The 22322-nt window shown below is 64.0% G+C and carries 20 protein-coding genes; 8 read left to right on the forward strand and 12 right to left on the reverse strand.

What is annotated here, in order from left to right; all coding sequences use genetic code 11:
* Positions 1 to 163: 163 nt before the first annotated feature.
* Positions 164 to 1468, reverse strand: a complete 1305-nt coding sequence (gene pncB, locus FJ426_RS04400) for a nicotinate phosphoribosyltransferase (protein ID WP_140554616.1) — start codon at positions 1466 to 1468, stop codon at positions 164 to 166.
* Positions 1469 to 1662: 194 nt separating this feature from the next.
* Between pncB and speB the strand changes: the two genes are divergently transcribed.
* The gene (gene speB / locus FJ426_RS04405; protein ID WP_140491375.1) at positions 1663 to 2718 is read left to right on the forward strand and encodes an agmatinase; all 1056 of its coding nucleotides are present in this window, start codon (positions 1663 to 1665) and stop codon (positions 2716 to 2718) included.
* 48 nt (positions 2719 to 2766) lie between these two features.
* Here speB and FJ426_RS04410 read toward each other — a convergent pair whose 3' ends face one another.
* Entirely contained in the window at positions 2767 to 4170 is a 1404-nt protein-coding gene (locus FJ426_RS04410) for an MATE family efflux transporter (protein WP_140824746.1), read from the reverse strand.
* Positions 4171 to 4424: 254 nt separating this feature from the next.
* Between FJ426_RS04410 and FJ426_RS04415 the strand changes: the two genes are divergently transcribed.
* The 6 genes from FJ426_RS04415 to ugpC all read left to right on the forward strand — a co-directional run bounded on the left by FJ426_RS04415 (position 4425) and on the right by ugpC (position 10855).
* Positions 4425 to 5342 carry an AraC family transcriptional regulator gene (locus tag FJ426_RS04415; RefSeq protein ID WP_140559037.1) on the forward strand — a complete coding sequence of 306 codons (918 nt, stop codon included), beginning with the start codon at positions 4425 to 4427 and terminating at the stop codon, positions 5340 to 5342.
* Between the two features lie 284 nt (positions 5343 to 5626).
* Positions 5627 to 6856, forward strand: coding sequence for an extracellular solute-binding protein (locus FJ426_RS04420; protein WP_246671695.1), 1230 nt, complete (start codon positions 5627 to 5629; stop codon positions 6854 to 6856).
* A 155-nt stretch (positions 6857 to 7011) separates the two neighbouring features.
* Positions 7012 to 7878 carry a sugar ABC transporter permease gene (locus tag FJ426_RS04425; protein ID WP_140559035.1) on the forward strand — a complete coding sequence of 289 codons (867 nt, stop codon included), beginning with the start codon at positions 7012 to 7014 and terminating at the stop codon, positions 7876 to 7878.
* Positions 7879 to 7889: 11 nt separating this feature from the next.
* A complete protein-coding gene (locus FJ426_RS04430; RefSeq protein WP_140559032.1) occupies positions 7890 to 8702 on the forward strand; it encodes a carbohydrate ABC transporter permease in 813 nt (270 codons plus the stop codon).
* Positions 8703 to 8717: 15 nt separating this feature from the next.
* The gene (locus FJ426_RS04435; RefSeq protein ID WP_140824749.1) at positions 8718 to 9764 is read left to right on the forward strand and encodes an NAD(P)-dependent alcohol dehydrogenase; all 1047 of its coding nucleotides are present in this window, start codon (positions 8718 to 8720) and stop codon (positions 9762 to 9764) included.
* Between the two features lie 2 nt (positions 9765 to 9766).
* Positions 9767 to 10855 (forward strand): sn-glycerol-3-phosphate ABC transporter ATP-binding protein UgpC, encoded by a 1089-nt coding sequence (ugpC, locus tag FJ426_RS04440; protein WP_140824751.1) that lies wholly within the window; start codon positions 9767 to 9769, stop codon positions 10853 to 10855.
* Between the two features lie 8 nt (positions 10856 to 10863).
* Here the strand turns inward: ugpC and FJ426_RS04445 are convergent, their stop codons facing one another.
* The 9 genes from FJ426_RS04445 to gcvA all read right to left on the reverse strand — a co-directional run bounded on the left by FJ426_RS04445 (position 10864) and on the right by gcvA (position 20875).
* Positions 10864 to 12450 (reverse strand): FGGY-family carbohydrate kinase, encoded by a 1587-nt coding sequence (locus FJ426_RS04445; RefSeq protein WP_140559026.1) that lies wholly within the window; start codon positions 12448 to 12450, stop codon positions 10864 to 10866.
* Entirely contained in the window at positions 12447 to 13130 is a 684-nt protein-coding gene (locus FJ426_RS04450; RefSeq protein WP_140491356.1) for an HAD family hydrolase, read from the reverse strand. Before FJ426_RS04450 ends, FJ426_RS04445 begins: the two co-directional genes overlap by 4 nt.
* Positions 13131 to 13139: 9 nt before the next feature.
* The gene (locus tag FJ426_RS04455; RefSeq protein WP_140559024.1) at positions 13140 to 14618 is read right to left on the reverse strand and encodes a mannitol dehydrogenase family protein; all 1479 of its coding nucleotides are present in this window, start codon (positions 14616 to 14618) and stop codon (positions 13140 to 13142) included.
* Between the two features lie 160 nt (positions 14619 to 14778).
* A complete protein-coding gene (locus tag FJ426_RS04460; protein WP_140554605.1) occupies positions 14779 to 15549 on the reverse strand; it encodes an L-iditol 2-dehydrogenase in 771 nt (256 codons plus the stop codon).
* Positions 15546 to 16550 carry an ABC transporter ATP-binding protein gene (locus tag FJ426_RS04465; RefSeq protein WP_140824752.1) on the reverse strand — a complete coding sequence of 335 codons (1005 nt, stop codon included), beginning with the start codon at positions 16548 to 16550 and terminating at the stop codon, positions 15546 to 15548. Before FJ426_RS04465 ends, FJ426_RS04460 begins: the two co-directional genes overlap by 4 nt.
* Positions 16551 to 16613: 63 nt before the next feature.
* Entirely contained in the window at positions 16614 to 17438 is an 825-nt protein-coding gene (locus FJ426_RS04470) for a carbohydrate ABC transporter permease (protein WP_140491348.1), read from the reverse strand.
* Positions 17439 to 17449: 11 nt separating this feature from the next.
* Complete coding sequence (locus FJ426_RS04475) at positions 17450 to 18322, reverse strand: sugar ABC transporter permease (RefSeq protein WP_140491346.1); 873 nt, start codon at positions 18320 to 18322, stop codon at positions 17450 to 17452.
* 124 nt (positions 18323 to 18446) lie between these two features.
* The gene (locus tag FJ426_RS04480) at positions 18447 to 19757 is read right to left on the reverse strand and encodes a sugar ABC transporter substrate-binding protein (RefSeq protein ID WP_140491344.1); all 1311 of its coding nucleotides are present in this window, start codon (positions 19755 to 19757) and stop codon (positions 18447 to 18449) included.
* A 212-nt stretch (positions 19758 to 19969) separates the two neighbouring features.
* The gene (gcvA, locus tag FJ426_RS04485) at positions 19970 to 20875 is read right to left on the reverse strand and encodes a transcriptional regulator GcvA (RefSeq protein WP_140559021.1); all 906 of its coding nucleotides are present in this window, start codon (positions 20873 to 20875) and stop codon (positions 19970 to 19972) included.
* 110 nt (positions 20876 to 20985) lie between these two features.
* Between gcvA and FJ426_RS31690 the strand changes: the two genes are divergently transcribed.
* The gene (locus FJ426_RS31690; RefSeq protein ID WP_140493424.1) at positions 20986 to 21171 is read left to right on the forward strand and encodes a hypothetical protein; all 186 of its coding nucleotides are present in this window, start codon (positions 20986 to 20988) and stop codon (positions 21169 to 21171) included.
* 47 nt (positions 21172 to 21218) lie between these two features.
* On the opposite strand, the gene FJ426_RS04495 is transcribed toward FJ426_RS31690, so the two are convergent.
* Positions 21219 to 22178, reverse strand: coding sequence for a sugar-binding transcriptional regulator (locus tag FJ426_RS04495; protein WP_140491340.1), 960 nt, complete (start codon positions 22176 to 22178; stop codon positions 21219 to 21221).
* Positions 22179 to 22322 lie beyond the last annotated feature (144 nt).

The raw sequence follows: 22322 nt of genomic DNA on the forward strand, positions 1-22322 counted from the left end.
GGCGCTTCCCTTGCAACGCCGGAGGTTCGCGAAGACGAAGATGACAGCATGATCTCCCCCCTTGAGGGGGAGATGTCCGGCAGGACAGAGGGGGGCGCCAAGGAACTCAGCCTATCCGACTTTGCCGTCTCGTATGGCGATGCCGGAAGCACCGGTCGTGCCCTCACACCTTGACCAACTGCTCCACCCGGTCCTTTTCACCGAAGATGCGCAGATACCGCTCGATCTCCTTGAGGTCACCCGTCGCCTTGGCTGGATTATCCGAGAGCTTCACGGCCGGCCGGCCGTTGGCCTCGGTGACCTTGCAGACCAGCGATATGGCGTCGAGGCTGTCGGTCGCCGTAGGCGCACAGCCCTCGAAATCATTGGTCAGGTTCGTGCCCCAGCCGAAGGACATGCGCACCTTGCCCTTGAAGTGGCGGTAGGTCTCCTCGATGGTCTCGACCTCGAGCCCGTCGGAGAAGATCAGCAACTTCTGCCTGGGGTCCTTGCCCTTCTCGCGCCACCAGGACAGGATCTTCTCGCCGCCCTCGATCGGCGGCGCGCTGTCGGGGCGAAAGCCGGTCCAGTCGGCCACCCAATCCGGCGCGTCGCGCAGGAAGGAAGCCGTCCCGAAGGCGTCGGGCAGCACGATCAGCAAATTGCCGCCATAGTAGCGCTGCCAATCCTGCAGCACCTTGTAGGGCGCCTGTTTCAATTCCTTTTCCGAATTGGCCAGCGCTCCGAACACCATCGGCAGTTCATGCGCATTGGTGCCCAGCGCCTCGAGGTCGTTGTCCATGGCCAGAAGCACGTTGGAGGTGCCGGTGAAAGCCTCGCCGATGCCTTCCTTCAGCGCTTCCACGCACCAGCGCTGCCACAGGAAGGAATGGCGCCGGCGCGTTCCGAAGTCGGAAATACGGATGCCGGGCAGCGCCTTCAGCCGTTCGGTCTTGGCCCACATCTTGGCCTTGGCGCGGGCGTAGAGCACGTCGAGCGTGAAAGGCCCGAACGACCGCAAGGCGGCGCGCGAGCGCAATTCGTTGATGATGGCGAGCGCGGGAATCTCCCACAGCGTGGTGTACATCCACGGGCCGCTGAAGGAGAGCTCATACTGCCCGCCGCGCCTGGAAAGCTCGTACTCGGGCAACCGGAAATTTTCCAGCCAGGCCAGGAATTCCGGCTCGAAGATCTGCTTGCGGCCATAGAAATTGTTGCCCCCCAGCCAGATCATCTCCTTCTTGGAGAAGCGCAAGGTGCGGGCGTGGTCAAGCTGTTCGCGCAACTCGCCCTCGTCGATCTCCTCGGCCAGCCGCACCGAAGTGGTGCGGTTGATCAGCGAAAAGGTGGCGTCGACCTTGGGGTACATGCCCCAGATCATCTGGAGCATCAGAAGCTTGTAGAAATCCGTGTCCAGCAGGCTGCGCACGATCGGGTCGAGCTTCCAGGTATGGTTGTAGACGCGCCGCGCAATATCGGTCCTGGCCATGTCTCGTTACCGCCTTCGCTGCCTGCCGCCCATGATCGCGACAGGCCTCATAGCATCGAATTGGCAAAAGCGCTGCCCGGTTTCAGGCTGGCCCGACAAAAAGAAAGACCTGCGGCAGCCAACCCGTCCGAACGCAATTGATTTTTCCAAAGCGCTACCGGACACTCCGGAGAGACAGACAGGAGAAAACCGACATGGGTTATGACAGCGGCAAGCTCGACGCGTTGCGCCGCAAATATGGCGAGAGCCATGGCGGCGAGATGTTCGACCCGAAGTTCCGCAAGGTCGCCGACAAGATATTCTCCAAGTCGGGCACGCGGCTGGCGCCCTATTCCGGTATCCCCACCTTCCTCGCCGCGCCCTATCGCGAAATATCGGCCGACAACCCGGATTTCGGCGATTTGCAGGTGGCGATAACAGGCGTGCCGATGGATCTCGGCGTCACCAACCGGCCGGGCTCCCGCTTCGGGCCGCGGGCGCTGCGCGCCATCGAGCGCATCGGCCCCTACAATCACGTGCTGGAATGCGCTCCCACGCATGAGCTCAGGGTCGCCGACATCGGCGACGTGCCGTTCCAGAGCCGCTACCGACTCGAGACCTGCCATGAGGACATCGAGCGCCGCACCAACCAGATCGTCGATGCCGGCGTCATTCCATTGTCGGTCGGCGGCGACCATTCGATCAGCCATCCGATCCTGAAGGCCGTCGGCAAGAAGGCCCCGGTCGGCCTCATCCACATCGACGCCCATTGCGATACAAGCGGCTTGTTCGACATGACCAAGTTTCACCATGGTGGCCCGTTCCGCAACGCGGTGCTCGATGGCGTGCTCGACCCGACGCGCACCATCCAGATCGGCATCCGTGGCTCGGCCGAATATCTGTGGGAGTTCACCTACGAATCCGGCATGACCGTGATCCATGCCGAGGAGGTGACCGGCCTCGGTATCCCCGCCATCATCGAGAAGGCGCGCAGAATAGTCGGCGACGGACCGACCTATGTCTCCTTCGACATCGACAGCGTCGATCCGGCCTTCGCGCCGGGCACCGGCACGCCGGAAGTCGGCGGCCTGACGACTCGGGAAGTGCTCGAACTGCTGCGTGGCCTCAAAGGCCTCAACATCGTCGGCGGCGACGTGGTCGAGGTGGCGCCGCAATATGACGCGACCACCAACACCGCGCATGCCGGCGCCCAGGTGCTGTTCGAAATACTGAGCCTGATGGTGTTCAGCCCGGCGCTCAAAAACAGCTGACGCCGACAATGACGGAAAGGCCACCGGACAACCCGGCGGCCCTCTGCATCAGTGTTCGAACACCAGCGGCGGCGCGAGGCGATCCCGCCGTAGCCAGCGCGCCAGAAGCAGCGCCGCCACCACCGCCAGTCCGCTGGACAGCCCGATCCAGATGCCGACGCCATGGAAGCCGAACGGGAAGGCGAGCAGCACGCCCAGCGGCAGGCCGACGCCCCAGTAGCCGATGGCGGCATAGATCATCGGCACCTTGGTGTCGTGCAGGCCGCGCAGCATGCCGGCGGCAACCGCTTGCGCGCCGTCGAAGACCTGGAACAGGGCCGCGAAGACCAGGAACGATACGGCAAGCGTGATCACCCTGGCATTGGCTGGATTGGTCAGATCGATGAAGGCGCTGATCAAGAGATGCGGCCACAGGATCATTACCAGGCCCATCAGGGCCATGAACGAGACGCCGATGACGAAGGCGGTCCAGCCGGCGCGCGAGACGCCTTCCGGATTGCCGGCGCCATGCGCAAGCCCGACGCGCACCGTCACCGCCTGGTTGAGGCCGAGCGGCACCATGAAGGAGATCGACGCGATCTGGATGGCGATGGCGTGCGCGGCAAGCGAATCCGCGTCGATCAGGCCCATCAGCAGCGCCGCGGCGTTGAAGATCGTCACCTCGAAAGCCAGGATGCCGGCGATCGGCAGGCCGAGCCGCAGCAGGCCCTTGAAGCGCGGCCAGTCGGACCGCCACAAGCGGCCGAACAGATGATAGCGCCTGAATTTCTTCTCCCACATCACCACGGCGGCCATGCCGACGAACATCAGCGTTGAGGACAGCGAGGTGGCAAGGCCCGAGCCTGATATGCCCATGGCCGGGACGCCGAGATTGCCGAACATGAACACCCAGTTGAAGAGCGCGTTGCAGGCGACGGCGACGAAGACGATGATTAGCGCCCAGCCCGGCCGCTCCAGCGCCGAGATGAAGGAACGCAGCACGATATAGCCGTAGAAGGGCAGCACCGCCCATTCCAGCCAGCGCAGATAGATGCCGGCGCTGTGCGCCAGAGCGGGCTCCTGGCCCATGGCGAGCAGCACGTTCTCGCCGTGCCAGAGAAAGATCCAGATCGGAATGCAGATGAGGATCGCCAGCCACAGGCCCTGGCGCACGGTGCGGCGCAGGTCGCGCACCGAATGGCGGCGGCGGCCGAGCTCGGTCGCCATCATCGGCGAGGTCGCCAGCATCAGGCCGAGGCCGAAGATCAGCGGCATGAAATAGAGATTGGCGCCAAGCGCGCCGCTGGCCAGCGTGTCCGCCCCCAGCCTGCCCATCATCATGACGTCGGTGGCCGTCATGGCGGTCTGGCCGAGATTGGTCAGCACCATCGGCCAGGCGAGCGCCAGCGTCGCCCTGATTTCCTGACGCCAAAGATTTTCCGGCGCGCGAGCGCCGGCTTCGATCGCAGACATTGTTCCGCTCTTTCAAGGTCGCGGCGCGTCGGCAAAAAGCCGGAAGCCGCGTGTCAAACGGCAAAACCTTCAGTTTCGCGGCGTTTGCGCCGTCTCTTGAACGAAATGCGACATGAAGGCAAGGGAGGAGGCACTGGAAGAGATTGAGCCAGCGGCATGTCAGGGAGATGCCTGCGTCTCGTTCCCTTGCCGGCCAGGGGCTGCTACGGATCATCAAGAGACATGAGCAGCCGGCGAATTGCCGGGAGGGAAGGATGCAGTTCAGGCGCAGGAAAAATCCGGCCGCGATCCCGCGCACGGCGCCGGCCTTCGAACATATCGTCACCGAGGCGAGCGACAGTTTCCTGTGGCGGCTGGACGACTATCCCTGGGAGCGCAATGTCTGGAATTTCCATCCTGAGTACGAAATCCACCTGTTGCGAAAATCTTCCGGCGTCGTGCTGGTCGGCGACCACATCGGCGAGTTCGGGCCGGGTTATCTGACCATCGTCGGCGGCGGGCTGCCGCATGATTGGGTGACGGCGGTGCAGCCGGGCGAACTGATCGAAGGCCGCGACATCGTCCTCCAGTTCGATGCCGAGAGGCTGCGCGGCTCGGCTGGCCTGTTGCCCGAACTGCGCGAACTGGAGCCGTTTCTGGAGCGGTCGCTGCGCGGCATGGTTTTTCATGGCCGCACGGCACTGGAAGGCGCCGAGTTGATGGAACGGATGGGGGAGGTCAGCGGGCTAACCAGGTTCTGCCTGTTCCTGAATCTCGTCGATCTCCTCGCCAGGACCGACGAATACGAGCTGTTGTCCTCGCCGGATTTCTCCCCGGTTCTGGATGCCGCCTCGCTCGACATCATCCAGCGCACGCTGACCTATCTGTTCCAGCATTTCGCCGAGGATCTGAAGCTGCCTGATGTGGCGGCGCTCGCGGGAATGACCGAGAGCACATTCTCGCGCTTCTTCCAGAAGAACACCGGCAATTCCTTCAGTGACCACCTTGCCAAGCTGAGGCTCTGGCAGGCCTGCAAGCTGCTGGCCGATACCGATATTCCGATCACCGACATCTGTTTCCAGGTCGGCTACATGAACATCTCCAATTTCAACCGCGCCTTCATGCGCAAGCACAAGATGACGCCGTCATCCTATCGCAAGCTGTCGCGGCAGCGGCTGGCGATGCGCGCGTAAGCACGCCCTAAAAACCACCGCCCCCGAGTCCGATCGATACTCATGTGAGATTGGCCGCAACGGGATGCCGGTTTTTGCGCCGCACAATGCATAAAAGTACAGGTCTTCTGCAACGGGGCTTCTAGCGCGAGCCGTTGCAACTCCGCATTTTGGCGATGGGTGGCAAGTCGCTCGGGCGATGGTGAGGATCGCGCAAGCCGAGGACGTCCGCTTCCTGCGACGTGTTCCTGGAGGAGAAAATAATGAAACCAATTCGGCTCGCTGCCAGCCTTGGTGCAGCTTTCATGCTTTCCGCTGCCGTTTCCACCATCGCTTTGGCGCAGGCGCCGGTCTGCTCGGCGCCGGTCAAGGTGCTGGCGCAGCCACGTGACGGCCTGACGCTTCTGGAGGACTCCAAGGCCGAGTTCGAGAAGCTTGCCGGCGCCGGCTTCCAGATCGATTACCTCAACGAGAACGACCGCCGCGCAAAATCGCGCGCCGATGCGTCCACGGTCGGCAACTACAACGTCTACTATGTCGACGAAGCCAATGTCGCGCTGTTCGCGTCCTCGAAATGGATCGTGCCGCTGAGCGATTATTATCCGGCCGACTACGACTATGCCGATTTCGATCCGGGCCGCCAGAAGGTCGCCACCTATGATGGCAAGGTCTGGTTCGCGCCGCTGACCGGCGGCGGCGACCTGATGGTCTATCGCAAGGACGTGCTGGAGGCAGCCGGCATCCAGCCGCCGAAGACGCTCGACGAGCTGATCGCCGACGTGCCGAAGCTGACCAATCCGGACAAGGGCATGTATGGCATCGCGCTGCGCGGCGCGCGCGGTTCGGGCGCCAATGTCTGGCGCTGGATGCCGTTCTTCAAGGCCTATGGCGGCCAGTGGTTCGACGGCGACAAGCCGGTCTTCAATTCCGACGCCGCGGTCAAGGCGACCGAGACCTACCTGAAACTGTTCAAGGATTCGGCGCCCGGCACGCAGACCGGCAGCTGGGATGAATCGACCGGCGCCTTCCTGTCGGGCCAGGTCGCGATCCTGGTCGAATCGACGCCGCTGTCGGGCATGGCGGTCGACCCGAAGACCTCGCAGGTCGTCGGCAACATAGGTTTCCTGCCGCCCCCGTCGCCACTGCCGGGCGGCGGTTACGGCCATGGCCTCGCCATCGCAGCGAAGGCCAATGCCGACGACGCCTCGAAGAAATGCGCCGGCCTGTTCATCGCCTGGGCAACATCGAAGGAAAACGAGAAGCGCCGGCTCGACGCCCACCAGTTCGGCGAGCTGAACCGCACCAGCATTCTGGCCAGCAAGGAATTCGCCGATATTTACGGCGCCGATCTCGGCCAGGCACTGGCCGAAACCGGCAAGGTCACGGCGGTCAATTTCTGGCAGGACCCGCGTTGGCCCGATCTCGGCGACCGCTGGGGTATCATCCTCGAGGAATTGGTCACCGGTACCCGCACCGACATCAAGGGCGGCCTCAACGAACTCGAGGCCTATGCCAACGAGCTGGTGAAGAAATAAGCCATCCTCCCCCTGCGGCGCGCGGTCCACGGCATTCGGTGGAGCGCCGGAACCTGTGCGCCGCAGGTCTTGGTTTCATCATTGCGGTTTGAGCCAGCCTTCGCGCGAAAGGTCAGTCATGCTCAATCGTTCGAGACGCAGCAGAGGTTAGACAGATGCCGCGACGCTCATCCCTGCCGGTCACCTTCGTCGTGCCGACACTCGCCATCCTTCTGGTGCTGTCGATGGTGCCGACGCTCTACGCGGTCGTCATCGCCCTGCAGAACCGTGAACTCAGCTCGACAGCCTATTCCTATGTCTGGTTCTCGAACTTCGCCGACCTGTTCGCCGACCGCCGCTTTCTCAACGCCGTCTGGGTGTCGGTGAAATGGGAATTCGTCACGGTTATCGCGACGATGACGGTCGCCATCGGACTGGGCGTCCTGATGTTCGAGGTCGCCTCGCCGCGCCTTCGCAACGTCTATTGCCTGCTGTTCATCATCCCGGTCCTGCTGCCGCGCGTCTCGGCGGCCTTCGTCTGGAAGTTCGCCTACCATCCGCTCTACGGCATCGCCACTTACCCCTACCGGCTGCTGACCGGTGGGCTGATCTTCGATCCGCTGTCCAAGCCGTCGACGGCGCTGTTCGCCGTCGCTTCGGTCGACGTCTGGCAATGGGGCCTGTTCTTCGCCGTCATCGTGCTGAAGCTCCTGGAAACGCTGCCGCCGCAGCCGATCGAGGCGGCCCGGCTCGACCATGCCAAACGCTGGCAGATCCACGCCTATGTGACCTTGCCGATGCTGAAGGCGCCGCTGGTCAGCCTGACGTTCGTCAAGATGATCGAATCGCTGCGCTCCTTCGACCTGATCTATGTGATGACCCGCGGCGGCCCGGGCGTGGCGACCGAAACGCTCGACATGTACGCCTTCTCGCAAGGCTTCATCGAGTCCGGCAAGGTCTCCTACGCCTCGGCGATGGCGGTGCTGATGATGATCGCCACCGTCATCACCTTCACCATGCTCTGGAAGCGGGCGCAGGCATGAGACCATATCGCATGAGACCCGGCCGCCTGATCGGCAAGACCGTGCTGGCGTTTGCAGGCTTCATGGCCGTGTTTCCTTTGCTGTGGACAGCGCTCAATTCGCTGAAGAACAATGTCGACATCATCACCCGCGTCCCGCGCCTGGTGTTCACGCCGACGCTGGCTAACATCAGCTATATCGTCGGCCGCGACAGCGTCATGACCGGCCTCTACAATTCGGTCGTCGCCTGCGGCTGCGCGGTACTGATCGGCGTGGTGCTCGGCCTGCCGGCGGCTTACGCGGTGGCGCGCTACCCGAACCGCTGGGCCGGCGACATCCAGTTCTTCGTTTTGTCGCTTCGCTTCCTGCCGCCGGTGGCGGTCGCCATCCCGCTGATGGTGATCTGGCTTCAGCTGGGGCTTTACGACACGCTCGCCGCGCTGATCGTCACCTATTGCCTGCTCACCATCTCGGTGATCATGTGGCTCGCCATTCCCGCCTTCCAGGCCGTGCCGAAGGAGGTCGAGGAAGCCGCCTTCGTCGATGGCTACGGCGCCTATTCGGTGTTCTGGAGGGTCGCGCTGCCGGTCGCGGCGCGCTCGCTGATCGGCGCGGTGGCTTTCAGTTTCGTGCTGGTCTGGAACGAGTTCCTGATCGCGCTGATGCTGTCGAGCTCCAATGCCAAGACCTTGCCGATCGTCGCCTCGGAACTCTCCCAGCAAGGCATGAATGTGCCGTGGGGAATCCTGAACGCCTCGGTCGTGCTTTTGTCGCTGCCGCCGCTGTTGTTTCTCGGCGTGCTCAGCGGCTTCCTGAATTCCGTTTTCCGGCAAAAAAAGACTTGAAGCGAGGACGACACGATGCGGGCACTGGTGCTTGAGAAAAAGGGCGAGCTGGCCCTGCGCGAGATCGCGTTGCCGCTCGACGTAGGGCCGGACGACGTCAGGATCGCCATCCATACGGTCGGCGTCTGCGGCAGCGACGTGCACTACTACACCCATGGCGCCATCGGCAGCTATGTCGTGCGCGCGCCGATGGTGCTCGGCCACGAAGCGTCCGGAACGATCGTCGAGATCGGCGCCAATGTCCGGACGCTGAAGGTCGGCGATCGCGTCTGCATGGAACCGGGCGTACCGAACCTGTCGTCGCGGGCGACAAAACTCGGCATCTACAATGTCGACCCGGACGTCACCTTCTGGGCGACGCCGCCGGTGCACGGCATTCTGGCGCCGCAAGCCGTGCATCCGGCGGCGTTCACCTACAGGCTGCCCGACAACGTCTCCTTCGCCGAAGGCGCGATGGTCGAACCTTTCGCCATCGGCATGCAGGCGGCGGCGCGCGCGCGCATCGTTCCGGGTGACGTGGCGGCTGTGGTCGGCTGTGGCCCGATCGGCATCATGATCGCGCTGGCCGCCCTGGCCGGCGGCTGCTCGAAAGTGCTGATTTCCGACTTCTCCGCGCCCAAGCTCGAAATTGCCGGGCGCTATCCCGGCGTCGTTCCGGTCAACATCGGCGAGCAGCCGCTGGTCGATGCGGTGCGCGCGGCCACCGATGGCTGGGGTGCGGACATCGTCTTCGAGGCCAGCGGCAGCCCCAAGGCCTTCGCTGATTTGTTCGACGTCGTGCGCCCCGGCGGCGCGGTGGTGTTCGTCGGGCTGCCGGTGGAGCCGGTGTCGCTCAACGTGCCGGCGGCCATATCGAAGGAAGTGCGCATCGAAACCGTGTTCCGCTATGCCAACATTTTCGACCGCGCTTTGCAGCTCATCGCTTCCGGCAAGGTCGATCTCAAGCCGCTGATCACCGGCACCTATCCCTTCTCCGACAGCATCGAGGCTTTCGAGCGGGCGGCGGCAGCGCATCCGCAGGACGTCAAGCTGCAGATCCTGCTCAGCGGCGAAAAGGGCTGACCATGTCCGCGATCACCTGTTCTCATGTCGACAAGGCCTATGGCACCACGACGGTCATCCGCGACCTCAATCTCTCGATCGAGGAGCACGAGTTCGTCGTGTTCCTTGGCCCGTCCGGCTGTGGCAAGTCGACCTTGCTGCGCATGTTGGCGGGGCTGGAGGACATCAGCGGCGGCGAGGTCTCGATCGGCGGCAAGGTGGTCAACGATCTCGATCCGGGCGACCGCGGCATCGCCATGGTGTTCCAGAACTACGCCCTCTACCCGCACATGACGATCTTCGACAACATCGCCTTCGGGCTGCGGCGCCAGAAAGTGCCGGCGGCCGAGATCCAGAAGCGGGTCGAAGCGGTGTCAAGGACGCTCGGGCTGGAACCCAATCTCGGCCGCAAGCCGGCCGAGCTTTCCGGCGGCCAGCAGCAGCGCGTGGCGATCGCGCGCGCCATGATCAAGACGCCGAAAGTCTTCCTGTTCGACGAGCCGCTGTCCAATCTCGACGCCAAGCTGCGCAACCACATGCGCGTCGAGATCGCGCGGCTGCACCAGTCGCTGAAGACCACCACCGTCTATGTCACCCATGACCAGCTCGAAGCGATGACGCTCGCCGACCGCATCGTGCTGCTAAAGGACGGCGTCATCGAGCAGGTCGGCTCGCCGGCGGAAATCTACGAGCGGCCGGGCAATCTGTTCGTTGCCGGCTTCATCGGCACGCCGAACATGAATTTCATCGATTTGACGGTGGCCCGGAAAGAAAATGGCTGGACGCTGACCAATGGCGGAACTGTCTTCACCCTCGACGGCTCGCGCTTCAAGCTACAACATGGCGAGCAGGCGGTGCTTGGCATCAGGCCTCCGGATCTCAAGCCCGCGACCCCCGGCAGCGCCGGAAATTTCCTGGCGGGAACGGCCGATCTCATCGAGTTTCATGGCAACGATGCACTGGTGACATTCGCTCTTGGCGGCAAGGAGATCAGCGCACTCGTTCCCAGCCGCGTCTGCCCAACTATCCGCAGCGATGTCCGCTATACGTTTGACGAATCGGATATGCACCTGTTCGATGCCAAGTCCGGCCTATCCTTGTTGACACGGTAAGGCGCGTTCTACTGGATCGCGTCGAGCGCCTGGCGTTGCCGGTGCATCTCCAGGAAAATCCGGTAGTCGCGATCGAAGCGGGCGCCGGCGGCCGGGTTGGCGGCGCGCGTCCTGCCGCCCTGCTGCATGGCCAGACAGGCCGCATTGAGGTCGGGGAAAAGCCCGGCGGCCGTCGCCGCCACCATGCCGGTGCCAAGCAACACCGCTTCGTCCGCCAGCGGCTCGACCACCGTGCAGCCGGTGGCGTCGGCATAGAGTTCCATCAAGAGCGGATTTTTGGTGTGGCCGCCGGTGACATGCAGCGTGTCGATGAGATAGCCGTTCTCGTTCAGCGCTTCCAGCACATGGCGCACGCCGAGCGCGATGCCCACGGCGGTGCGCCAGTAAAGTCGGCACAGGCTGTCGAAGGAGGAATCCAGCGTAAGCCCGCTGACCACGCCGACCGCATGCGGGTCGGCGAGCGGCGAGCGGTTGCCGTGAAAGTCGGGCAGCACATGCAGCCGGCCGGCAAGGGCGTCGCCCTCCGCCGCGCGCAGCTCGGCGACGCGGCTTGCAATCCTCGCATGCATGGCCGCGTTCGGCTCGCCGCCCGCGCCGTGCCAGCGGATGATGTGGTCGAGCAGGGCGCCGGTGGCCGACTGGCCGCCTTCCGACAGCCACAGCTTTGGCAGCGCGGCGCCGTAGTATGGCCCCCAGACCCCTGCGAAGGGCTGCGGATCGGGTGACATCGCCATGACGCAGGAGGATGTGCCGGCGATCAGCGCCAAATGATGGCCGATATTCCGCTCGTCGCCGGCAAACCCGCCGAGCACGCCAAGCGCACCGGCATAGGCATCGATCACCCCGGCGCCGACCCGGCATGTCTCCGTCAGGCCGAGCTCCGCCGCTGCTTGCGCGCTCAAAGAGCCGATGTAAGCGCCGACCGGACTGGCCCTTTCGGGCAGATTGCCGTGCTCGAAGAGGTCGCCGAGGCCGACGAGTTCGAAGAAATCGCGCTGCCATGCGGGTTCCCGGTGCGCCAGATAGGTCCATTTGGCGGTCAGCGTGCACTGCGAGCGGGCCAGCGACCCCGTCGCCTGCCAGGTCAGGAAGTCGGTAAGGTCGAATAGATAGCCGGCTTCATTCCAAGTCTTCGGCAGGTTTCGCTTCAGCCACATCAGCTTCGGCGTCGCCATTTCCGGCGACATGACGCCGCCGATATAGTTGAGCACCTCATGGCCGCTCGCCGTGCATTCGTCGGCCTCGGCGATGGCGCGGTGATCGAGCCAGACGATGGTGTCCCAGCGCTCCTCTCCGGTCACCGAAACGCTGAGCTGGCCGCCTTGCCTGTCGCGCACGACCAGCGAGCAGGTGGCATCGAAGGAAATGCCGGCAATGTCCTCGGCGGCAACACCGGATTTTTCGCGGGCCGCACGCACCGCGGCGCACACGGCTGACCAGATATCGCGAGAATCATGCTCGGCATGATCGGCTTTCGGCTGGTGCATGGCGATCGGGTGCTCGGCGCGGCCGAGCAAGGTGCCACTGGTGTCGAGAATGCCCGCGCGGGCGCTCCCGGTGCCGACATCGACCGCGCAAACGAACTGTTTCGTCAAGATGCTCTGTCTCTCGCTCCCAGGCCTGCAATCAGATCGGGCAATTGCAGCATGTCAGCGAATATAAAGTCCGGCTCACTCGACGCAAGCCGCGCTTTCAGGGCAGGGTTGCCGGCATGCGCGCCGCCGGTGAAGGCGAACACGCGCATATCAGCCGCCCGCGCCGCCGCGACGCCGGCGGGGCTGTCCTCGATCACCAGGCATTTGCGCGGATGCGCCCGCATCGAGGCGGCGGCATGAAGGAACAGGTCGGGCGCCGGCTTGCCCCTGGCCACCATGCCGGCACTGAACAGATGCGGCTCCATCAATCCGAGCAATCCGGTGACGTCGAGCGCGTAGCGGATGCGGTCGAGCGTGCCCGAGGAGGCGACGCAGAACGGCAAGCCAAGCCTCGGCAGCACTTCCTTGACGCCGGCGATCGGCTTCAGCTCCTCGCGGAATTTGCGCATTAATTCGACGCGCATCGTGGTCAGGTGCTGATCGGTGATGGGAAGGCCGAAGTCGCGGGCGAGGATCTCGCGCACGCTCTTCATGCTCTTGCCGAGGAAATGCTCGTAGGCCGTGTCTTCGCCAATGCTGCCGCCGGCAAGCGCAATCATGCCGAGCAGCGCCGAGACCGACAGCGCCTCGCTGTCCACCAGCACGCCGTCGCAGTCGAAGATGACCAGTTCCGGCGCCATGATCCCGTTTCAGAGCTTGCCGGCGAGGTAGCGCGTCAGCGTGGCGCGCGTGCCATCCGTCCACAGCAGGTTCAATGCATGCGCGAAAGCCTCGACGAACGCGGTGGCGCGCCCGACATCGCCATAGATGTCTTCCATCGCAAGCCAGGCGGCGGGCGCGTCCTTTGCCGCCTTTGCCGTCGCCTGCAAGCGGTCCCAGTTCGGATCGTTGGGCTCGATGACCGCGCCGCTGTCCGTCGTGCCGAAGCAGTAGCGGCACCACAGCGCCGATTCCAGTGCCAGGCCGGCGACGCTCTTTCCCGCCTTCAAGCGGTCGGCGATGGTCGGGATGATGAATTTCGGCTGGCGATTGGACCCGTCGAGACAAAGCCGGCGCACCGTGTCGCCGATCTTGGGGTTGGAAAAGCGCCTTTCGATGAGCTGGTAATAATCCTCCAGGACCGTGTCCGGCACCGGCGGTACGGTCGGAATGATTTCGTCATGCTCCAGCTTGTCGAGAAAGCCGCGCACCAGCGGCTCCTGCATCGCCTCATGCACGAAATGGATGTCCATCAGCCCGGCCGGATAGGCGATGGTGGCATGGCCGCCATTGAGGATGCGGATCTTCATAAGCTCGTAGGGCGCGACGTCTTTGACGAACTGCACGCCGACCTTTTCAAGCGGCGGCCGGCCGTCGGTGAAATGGTCTTCCAGCACCCATTGCCGGAAGGGTTCGCAAAAGACAGGCCAATTGTCCTCGACGCCGAAATCCTTGGCCAGGATCGCGCGTTCGCGGTCCGACGTGGCCGGCGTGATGCGGTCGACCATCGCGTTCGGGAAAGCGACATTGCCGCCGACCCAGGCCGCCAGATCCTCGTCGATCAGGCGGGCCAACCCGATGACGCCATCCGACGTGACATGGCCGTTGTGGGGAATGTTGTCGCAGGACATCACCGTGAACGGTGCGATGCCATCGCCGCGCCGCCGCACCAGGCCAGCGAGGATGATGCCGAACACGGTCTTCGGCGTTGCGCCCGGCTGCGCATCGGCGACGATATCGGGATGCGTCGGGTTGAACACGCCGGAGGCAGGATCGATGAAATAGCCGCCTTCGGTGATGGTCAACGACACGATCTTGATCGCCGGATCGGCCAGCCGTTCGATGATGGCGGCGGCATCGCCCGGCGTCAGGAAGTCGATCATGGCGCCGGTGACGCGGGCGCTCATATGCCCCTCATCCTGCTCGACCACCGTCGTCAGCCAGTCCTGCTCTTCCAGTTTGCCGCGGCCGATCTTCTCGCCCTCGAACACGCCGGCGCCGACCAGCGCCCAGTCGTGGCCGACGCCCGAATTGAACAGCTCGTCGAGATAGACGGCCTGGTGCGAGCGGTGGAAGTTGCCGACGCCGAAATGCACGATGCCGGCCTTCAGCGCTGCGCGGTCGTATTTCGGACCTGCGACCCTGGCGGGCAGGTTGGCGAGATTGGCGGAAGAGAGTTTCACGGTCATCTGTTTACCCTTTGGCCGGGTTGCGGCCTTCGTTACCCTTCTCTCCCCTTCACCGGGAGAGGGTAGGAAGCGGCACATGCCTTCCGAGGCGATGCGGCCGCCACCTTGATGTTGGCCTCTTCTCCCCGCGGAGGCACGGGGAGAAGAGGCCGCCCCCGCCTCAACTCATCCACTGGCCGCCATCGACATTGTAGGTCTGGGCGACGATGTATTCGGCTTCGTCGCTGGCCAGGAACACGGCCATGCCGGCGAGGTCCTCCGGTCTGCCCATGCGGCCGTAAGGCACGCCTTCGCCGACCAGTCTTTTCTTTTCGCCCTTGGGCCGGTTTTCGTATTTGGCGAACAGCGCGTCGACCTGGTCCCACATGTCGCTGTCGACGACGCCAGGCGCGATGCCGTTGACGTTGATGCCGTGCTTGATCAGGTCGAGCCCGGCCGACTGGGTCAGTGAAATGACCGCCGCCTTGCTGGCGCAGTAGACCGCGACCAGCGCTTCGCCGCGCCGCCCGGCCTGGCTCGCCATGTTGATGATCCTGCCGCCCTTTCCCCGCGTGATCATCGAGCGCGCCGCCGCCTGCAGCATGAACAGCGTGCCGGCGACATTGACCGAGAACAGTTTTTCATAGCTCGCCCGCGAGATCTCGACGATCGGCGCAAGGTCGAAGATCGCGGCGTTGTTGATCAGTATGTCCAGGCCGCCGGTCCTGGTTTCCACCGCCTGCACCGCGGCATCGATGGAGGCCTGGTCCGTGACGTCGATCGTCACCGCGTAGGCCTTGCCGCCGATCCCGGCGGCCGTCTTTTGCGCAGCCTCGAGGTCAATGTCGGCAATCGCCACGATAGCGCCCTCACGGGCATAGGCTTCGGCGAAGGCCTTGCCGATGCCGCGCGCCGACCCGGTGATCAGCGCCGATTTGCCTTTCAGCCTCACGGCGCCAATGCCTTGCCGTCGGGGCCGAAGCGATGCAGCTTGGCCTTGTCGGGGGTGAGATAAATGCTGTCGCCATGGTGGACGCTGAGTTCGCCGTCGGCGCGCACCGTCAGCGGGCCGACACCGTCGGCCTGGACATGCAGGAACGTGTCGGATCCCAGGTGTTCGGCAATGCCGACTGTTGCCTTCCAATCGCCCGCCGTGGTCGAGATCGCCATGTGCTCGGGCCGGATGCCGATGGTCTTGGCGCCGTACTTCGCCGCCGGGGCGCCTTCGATCAGGTTCATTTTCGGCGAGCCGATGAAGCCGGCGACGAACAGGTTCTTCGGCGTCTTGTAGAGCTCCATCGGCGAGCCGACCTGCTCGACATTTCCGGCATTCAGCACGACGATCTTGTCGGCCATGGTCATCGCCTCGACCTGGTCGTGGGTGACGTAGATCATCGTCGTCTTGAGCTGGTGGTGCAGTTCGCTGATCTCCAGCCGCATCGTGCCGCGGAGTGCCGCGTCGAGGTTGGACAAGGGTTCATCGAACAGGAAGGCCGAAGGCTGGCGCACGATGGCGCGGCCGATGGCGACGCGCTGGCGCTGGCCGCCGGAAAGCTGGCCGGGGCGGCGCTCCAGATAATTGGTGAGGTTGAGCACGCGCGCGGCGTCCTTCACCTTCCTGTCGATGGTCGCCTGGTCCTCGCCCGCCATTTTCAGCGGAAAGGCGATGTTCTTGGCCACCGTCATGTGCGGGTAGAGCGCATAGGACTGGAACACCATGGCAAGCTTGCGCTTGGCCGGCGCCTCGCCGGTGACGTCGCGACCGTCAATGTTGATGGTGCCGCCGCTGGTGTCCTCCAGGCCGGCGATCAGGCGCAGCAGCGTGGACTTGCCGCAGCCCGACGGGCCGACGAAGACGACGAACTCGCCGTCCTCGATGACGAGATCGATGTTCGGAATGATCGACGTCGAGCCGAAGGATTTCGAGACGTTCTTGAGCGTGATATTTCCCATGCTTTCCTCCCGGTGGATTTCCGTCCGCCGCCTGGCGCACGCTGCTACTTCACGGCGCCGCCCCTACTTCACCGCACCGAAGGTCAGGCCGCGCACCAGTTGCTTCTGGCTGAACCAGCCCATGATCAGGATCGGCGCGATCGCCAGCGTCGAGGCGGCCGAGAGCTTCGCCCAGAACAGGCCTTGCGGGCTGGAGAAGGAGCTGATGAAGGCGGTCAAGGGTGCTGCTTCCGTCGTGGTCAGCCGGATCGTCCAGAACGCTTCGTTCCAGGCCAGGATGATGTTGAGCAGCATGGTCGAGGCGATGCCCGGCACCGCCATGGGTGTGAGCACATAGATGATCTCGTTCCACAGCGAGGCGCCGTCCATGCGCGCCGCTTCCAGGATCTCGCCGGGGATTTCTCGGAAATAGGTGTAGAGCATCCACACCACGATCGGCAGGTTGATCAGCATCAGCATCACCATCAGGCCGATGCGGCTGTCGAGCAGGCCGGTGTCGCGGAAGATCAGGTAGATCGGAAACAGCACGGCCACGGCCGGCATCATCTTGGTGGACAGCATCCACATCAAAATGTCCTTGGTCCGCTTGGTCGGCGAGAACGCCATCGACCAGGCCGCCGGAATGGCGACCAGCAGGGCCAGGATGGTCGAGCCGACCGAGAGCAGCACCGAGTTCAGGAAGAACTTGAAATAGCCGTTCTGCGCCTGGACCTCGGAATAGCTCTCGAAGGTCCCGGACGGGATCAGGTTGAAGCCCTGGATCGCCTCCTGTTCCGACTTGAACGAGGTGATGATCGTGTAGAGGATCGGGAAGAAGATCAGCAAGGCGACGATCCAGGCGGCAGCCGTCGCGATCGTCTTGTGCCGGGTTGTGACTGCGCGTGCCATCTTTTCCTCCCTTATCTGTCCAGGTTCTTGCCGACGGCGCGCATGGCGAAGAAGGCGACGATGTTGGCGAGAATGACCGCGATGATGCCGCCGGCGGAGGCCTGGCCGATTTTGAATTCGAGCAGCGCCTTCTGGTAGACCAGGAAGGGCAGGTTGGTGGAGGCGTATCCCGGGCCGCCATTGGTGGTGACGAGGATCTCGGCATAGACCGAAAGCAGGAAGATCGTCTGGATCAGGATGACGACGGTGATCGCGCGCGACATGTGCGGCAGCGTCAGGTAGATGAAGCGGCTGATGAAGCCGGCGCCGTCCATCTCGGCGGCTTCCTTCTGCTCGCCGTCCAGCGACTGAAGCGAAGTCAAAAGAATGAGCGTCGCGAAAGGCAGCCACTGCCAGGCGACGATGATGATGATGGCGGTCAGCGGATATTGTCCGAACCAGTCTATGGGCTGGAGGCCAAAGAACCGCGCTATGTCGGCGAAGACGCCGTATTGCGGATGCATGATCATGTTCTTCCAGACCAGTGCCGCCACCGGCGGCATGACGAAGAACGGCGAGATGACGAGGATGCGCACGATGCCCTGGCCCCACATCGGCTGGTCGATCAAAAGCGCCAGCAGGATGCCGCCGACCACGGTGATCACAAGCACGCTGACGACGATCAGCAGCGTATTGAGGATCGATTGCAGGAAGGCCGGGTTGGAATAGAACAACGCGTAATTGGAGAAGCCGACGAAGCCGTCGCGGATCGGATTGAGCGGATTGTACTGCTGGAAGGAGAACCAGAGCGTGAGCGCCAGCGGAACGACCATCCAGACGAGCAGCAGGACGACGGATGGCGCCATCATGAAACGGGCAAGCGAACGGGTCTGCTGAGTAGCCATGACGGTCACCCTTCAAGGATCGGACGGAATTTTCTCGAGCTGTCGGAAGTGGCCGCCCGAACTGGGTTTCGGGCGGCCGTTGCCGGCCATGGTCGGCGACCGGCCTTAGGCACCGGGAGGAGCCTTACTGGATGTAGCCGCCCTCGGTCATCGCCGCGGTTGCGGCGTCCTGGGCCTGCTTCAGCGCGTCGTCGACGCTCGACTGGCCGGCAAGGGCTGCCGAGAACAGCTGGCCGACGGTGGTGCCGAGGCCCTGGAATTCGGGGATGGCGACGAACTGCACGCCGACATAGGGCACCGGCTTGACGGTCGGATGCGTCGGGTCGGCAGCATTGATGGAGTCCAGCGTCATCTTGGCGAACGGAGCCGCCTTCTGGTACTCGGGATTGGCATAGAGCGAGGAGCGCGTTCCCGGAGGAACGTTGGCCCAGCCTTCCTTCGAGGCGACCAGTTCTGCATAATGCTTGCTGGTTGCCCATGACACGAACTTCTCGGCGGCATCGGCCTTCTGCGTGCCGGCGGGAATGGCCAGCGACCACGCCCACAGCCAGTTGCCGCGCTTGCCGAGCCCATTGTCAGGCGCCAATGCGTAACCGACCTTGTCGGCGACCTGCGAGGCCTTGGGATCGGAGACGAAGGAGGCGGCGACGGTGGCGTCGATCCACATGCCGCACTTGCCCTGCTGGAACAGCGCCAAATTCTCGTTGAAGCCGTTGGAGGACGCGCCCTCCGGCCCGTCGGCCTTCATCAGGTCGACATAGAACTGCAAGGTGTTCTTCCATTCGGGCTGGTCGAATTGCGGCTTCCAGTTCTCGTCGAACCAGCGCGCGCCGAAGGAGTTCGACATGGCGGTCAGGAAGGCCATGTTCTCGCCCCAGCCGGCCTTGCCGCGCAGGCACACGCCGTTCACGCCATTGGCGCGGTCGGTCATCTTGTCGGCGGCCTGCTTGATGAAGTCCCAGGTCGGCGCGTCGGGCATCTTCAGCCCCGCCTTCTCCATCAGGTCCTTGCGGTACATGACGAAGGAGCTTTCGCCGTAGAAGGGCGCGGCATAGAGCTTGCCGTCGACCGAGAGGCCGCCGGCGATCGCCGGGATGATGTCCTTGGCGTCGTAGTCGTCGCCGAGCTTGTCGAGCGGCAACAGCCAGCTCTGCTTGGCCCAGATCGGGACCTCGTAGGTGCCGATGGTCATCACGTCATACTGGCCGCCCTTGGTGGCGATGTCGGTGGTCACGCGCTCGCGCAGCACGTTCTCTTCCAGCGTCACCCAGTTGAGCTGGATGTCGGGGTTCGCCTTGGTGAAGTCGTCGGTCAGCTTCTGCATGCGGACCATATCGCCATTGTTGACGGTGGCGATGGTGATGGATTCGGCATGTGCCGCGAACGCGAGCGCGCTGGCCGAGCACAAGCCCAGGATGAGCGTACGAAGTTTCATCAAATTCCTCCCATGGACCAAGATGAGCATTTGCCTTGGCTGTGAGCAATTACTCACTAAGAATGAATTATGTCAAGCCAGATTCGATGGTGCAGCGCACACTCGATGGAGGAGCGCCGACCTGGCGCGTTGCAAATGGCCGTCCCGCAGGTGCGGATCGGGCGACAACGGCGATCTGGATGGAGCGCGGTTTTGATCCTGGAGTTAGCCGGTCAGCAGGCGATCTCGGCCAGGATCCAGTCGCGGAAAGCGCGGATCTTCGGCACGTTGCGGCGCGCCTCCGGATAGACCAGCCAGTAGGCGTGGCCGTCGTCGCCGACCAGGTCGAAGGGCTGGATCAGGCGGCTGTCGGCGAGTTCCGCCTTGAACAGCGCCCTGGTCAGGATCGCCACGCCATGGCCTGCGATGGCCGCATTGGCCTCATAAGCCTGCGCGCCCATGCTGCTGCCGGGGCGCTTGGCAAGGTCATGGCTTTGCACTCCCGCGGCCTCGAACCATTGCGTCCACCAGATGTCGCCGGGATCAAGGATCGGCAGCTTGAGCAGATCGGCCGGTTCCTTGACGCCGCCGATGCTCGCGGCGAGCTTGGGGCTGAGCATCGGCGTGAAATCGGCGTCGAGCAGCTTGTAGGCCTCCAGTCCCGGCCATTTGCCGCCGCCCGAGCGGATGGCAAGGTCGACATCCTCGCGGGCGAAATCGGTCAGGCGGCTGGATGTGTCGAGCCGCACGGCAAGGGCGGGATGCGCGATCTGGAACGAACCCAGATGATGCGCCAGCCAGTTGGAGGCAAAGGTCAGCACCGTGGTGACGCACAGCAGACCGTCCGCCCCGCCGCGGGCCGCCGCATAGGCCTGCCCGAGTAAGGCGAAGGCTTCGCTGACCGCCGGCGCCAGGCGCTGTCCGGCTTCGGTGAGTTCGATCTGCCGCGGCCGGCGCAGGAAAAGCGGCGCGCCGACCCGCTCCTCCAGCACTTTGATCTGATAGCTGACCGCTGCCTGCGTCATCGCCAGTTCCTCGGCCGCTTTGGTGAAGGACAGATGCCGCGCCACCGCTTCGAACACCCGGATCGCCTGCAGCGGCGGAAGCTGCGCAACCTGTCGCGAGCTGAGATCCGGCATAAAGCCTCCTTATGGGTCCTTATCGACGTTCGATTGGCAAAGGCGGCCGGCAAGACCGACATTCATCCTCAGCCCGTCACTCGGGTTGAAGATAGCGAAGGTTGACGATCATGACCATGGCGCAGCAAAAATGCACTCCCGCTCCGGATCATCGCTGGATTTCATGGCTTGCGGACGGATTCGGCTGGTTCGCGACCAGGAAAAAGGCGCATCTCGACATCAGGGACCTGTCGCCGCACCTGCAGCGGGACCTTGGCTTCCTCGACGGCAACGATCCTTTCGGACGGCATGGATAGCAGGCCCGGATTTTATCGCAAATCGATGTTGCTTCGAGGCTTTTGGCTCACCCGCTCGCCAGCAGGGCGGCGGCGGTTCGTTCGTCGGTGATGAGGCCGTTGACCAGCCGGCGGTTCACGGCCGCCAGGATGCCCGGCAGCTTGCGTTCACCCATGGCGAGCGCGATGACCAGCGACTTCTCGCGTGACGGCAGGGCCGCCGACGACACCCGGTCGTTGGTGATGCCCTCGATCATGCGGCCGTCGCGATCGAACACCCAGCCGACGATTTCGGCGACGCCGCCGGCCTTCTGCAAAGCCTTCAGCTCGGCGTCGGAGATGAAGCCGTCCTCATAGAGCGGCGCCTTCGGGCCGAGGTCGCCGATGCCGACGAAGGTGACGTCGGCCTCCGCGGCCAGCGCCAGCGTCGGCTGGATCATCGGCTGGCTGAGCAGCATCTCGCGCTCCTGCGGCGAGGAGGCGATGACCGGCAACGGCATCGGGAACGACCGCGCCTTGACCCTGTCGGCCATGGTGAAGATGACGTTGTAGAAAGCGGCCGAACCGTCCGGCGAGATATTGCCGGTCAGGGACACCACCTTGTGCTGCGGGCACTCCATCGGCGGCAGTTGCTCGATCGCCGCCTTCAGCGTACGGCCGGTGCCGATCGCCAGCACGATCGGCGCCGGCGATCTCAGCCGCCTCTCGATTTCCGCTGCCGCCGCCTCGGCGATGCCGATCGTTGTCGACGACGAGGTCGGGTCGCTCGGCACCACCTCGACCAGGTCGAGCGCGAAGCGCGACTTCAGGCGGGCGGCGAGGTCGAGGCAGTTGGCGATCGGATGGTCGACGCGCACCTTGATCAGGCCTTCCGACACTGCCAGCGACACCAGCCGCTGCGCGGTCTGCCGCGAGATGCCGAGCGTGGCGGCGATCTGGTCCTGCGTGTTGCCGGCAACGTAATAAAGCCAGCCCGCGCGCGCGGCATCGTCCAACCTGTTGCTGCCGCCCTCCTGCCGGTTATTCACGTCCTGCCTCCCGAAACCGCCGGTCATGGAACCGGTCGCGCCTACTTTCGCAGGGAACCGCGCGCTGCGCAATTGTCAATCGCCAGGGCAATTGCTTGCGCCAGCGGGCGTGGGATCGGCCGGATCATCGTCGGCCGGGGGATT

The organism is Mesorhizobium sp. B2-6-4 (assembly GCF_006441495.1).
Classification (GTDB): Bacteria; Pseudomonadota; Alphaproteobacteria; order Rhizobiales; family Rhizobiaceae; genus Mesorhizobium.

Coding starts and splice junctions, on each gene's coding strand:
- pncB (WP_140554616.1), bottom strand. CDS start 1,468: ATGGCCAGGACCGATATTGCGCGGCGCGTCTACAACCATACCTGGAAG.
- speB (WP_140491375.1), top strand. CDS start 1,663: ATGGGTTATGACAGCGGCAAGCTCGACGCGTTGCGCCGCAAATATGGC.
- FJ426_RS04410 (WP_140824746.1), bottom strand. CDS start 4,170: ATGTCTGCGATCGAAGCCGGCGCTCGCGCGCCGGAAAATCTTTGGCGT.
- FJ426_RS04415 (WP_140559037.1), top strand. CDS start 4,425: ATGCAGTTCAGGCGCAGGAAAAATCCGGCCGCGATCCCGCGCACGGCG.
- FJ426_RS04420 (WP_246671695.1), top strand. CDS start 5,627: ATGCTTTCCGCTGCCGTTTCCACCATCGCTTTGGCGCAGGCGCCGGTC.
- FJ426_RS04425 (WP_140559035.1), top strand. CDS start 7,012: ATGCCGCGACGCTCATCCCTGCCGGTCACCTTCGTCGTGCCGACACTC.
- FJ426_RS04430 (WP_140559032.1), top strand. CDS start 7,890: ATGAGACCCGGCCGCCTGATCGGCAAGACCGTGCTGGCGTTTGCAGGC.
- FJ426_RS04435 (WP_140824749.1), top strand. CDS start 8,718: ATGCGGGCACTGGTGCTTGAGAAAAAGGGCGAGCTGGCCCTGCGCGAG.
- ugpC (WP_140824751.1), top strand. CDS start 9,767: ATGTCCGCGATCACCTGTTCTCATGTCGACAAGGCCTATGGCACCACG.
- FJ426_RS04450 (WP_140491356.1), bottom strand. CDS start 13,130: ATGGCGCCGGAACTGGTCATCTTCGACTGCGACGGCGTGCTGGTGGAC.
- FJ426_RS04455 (WP_140559024.1), bottom strand. CDS start 14,618: ATGACCGTGAAACTCTCTTCCGCCAATCTCGCCAACCTGCCCGCCAGG.
- FJ426_RS04465 (WP_140824752.1), bottom strand. CDS start 16,550: ATGGGAAATATCACGCTCAAGAACGTCTCGAAATCCTTCGGCTCGACG.
- FJ426_RS04470 (WP_140491348.1), bottom strand. CDS start 17,438: ATGGCACGCGCAGTCACAACCCGGCACAAGACGATCGCGACGGCTGCC.
- FJ426_RS04475 (WP_140491346.1), bottom strand. CDS start 18,322: ATGGCTACTCAGCAGACCCGTTCGCTTGCCCGTTTCATGATGGCGCCA.
- FJ426_RS04480 (WP_140491344.1), bottom strand. CDS start 19,757: ATGAAACTTCGTACGCTCATCCTGGGCTTGTGCTCGGCCAGCGCGCTC.
- gcvA (WP_140559021.1), bottom strand. CDS start 20,875: ATGCCGGATCTCAGCTCGCGACAGGTTGCGCAGCTTCCGCCGCTGCAG.
- FJ426_RS31690 (WP_140493424.1), top strand. CDS start 20,986: ATGACCATGGCGCAGCAAAAATGCACTCCCGCTCCGGATCATCGCTGG.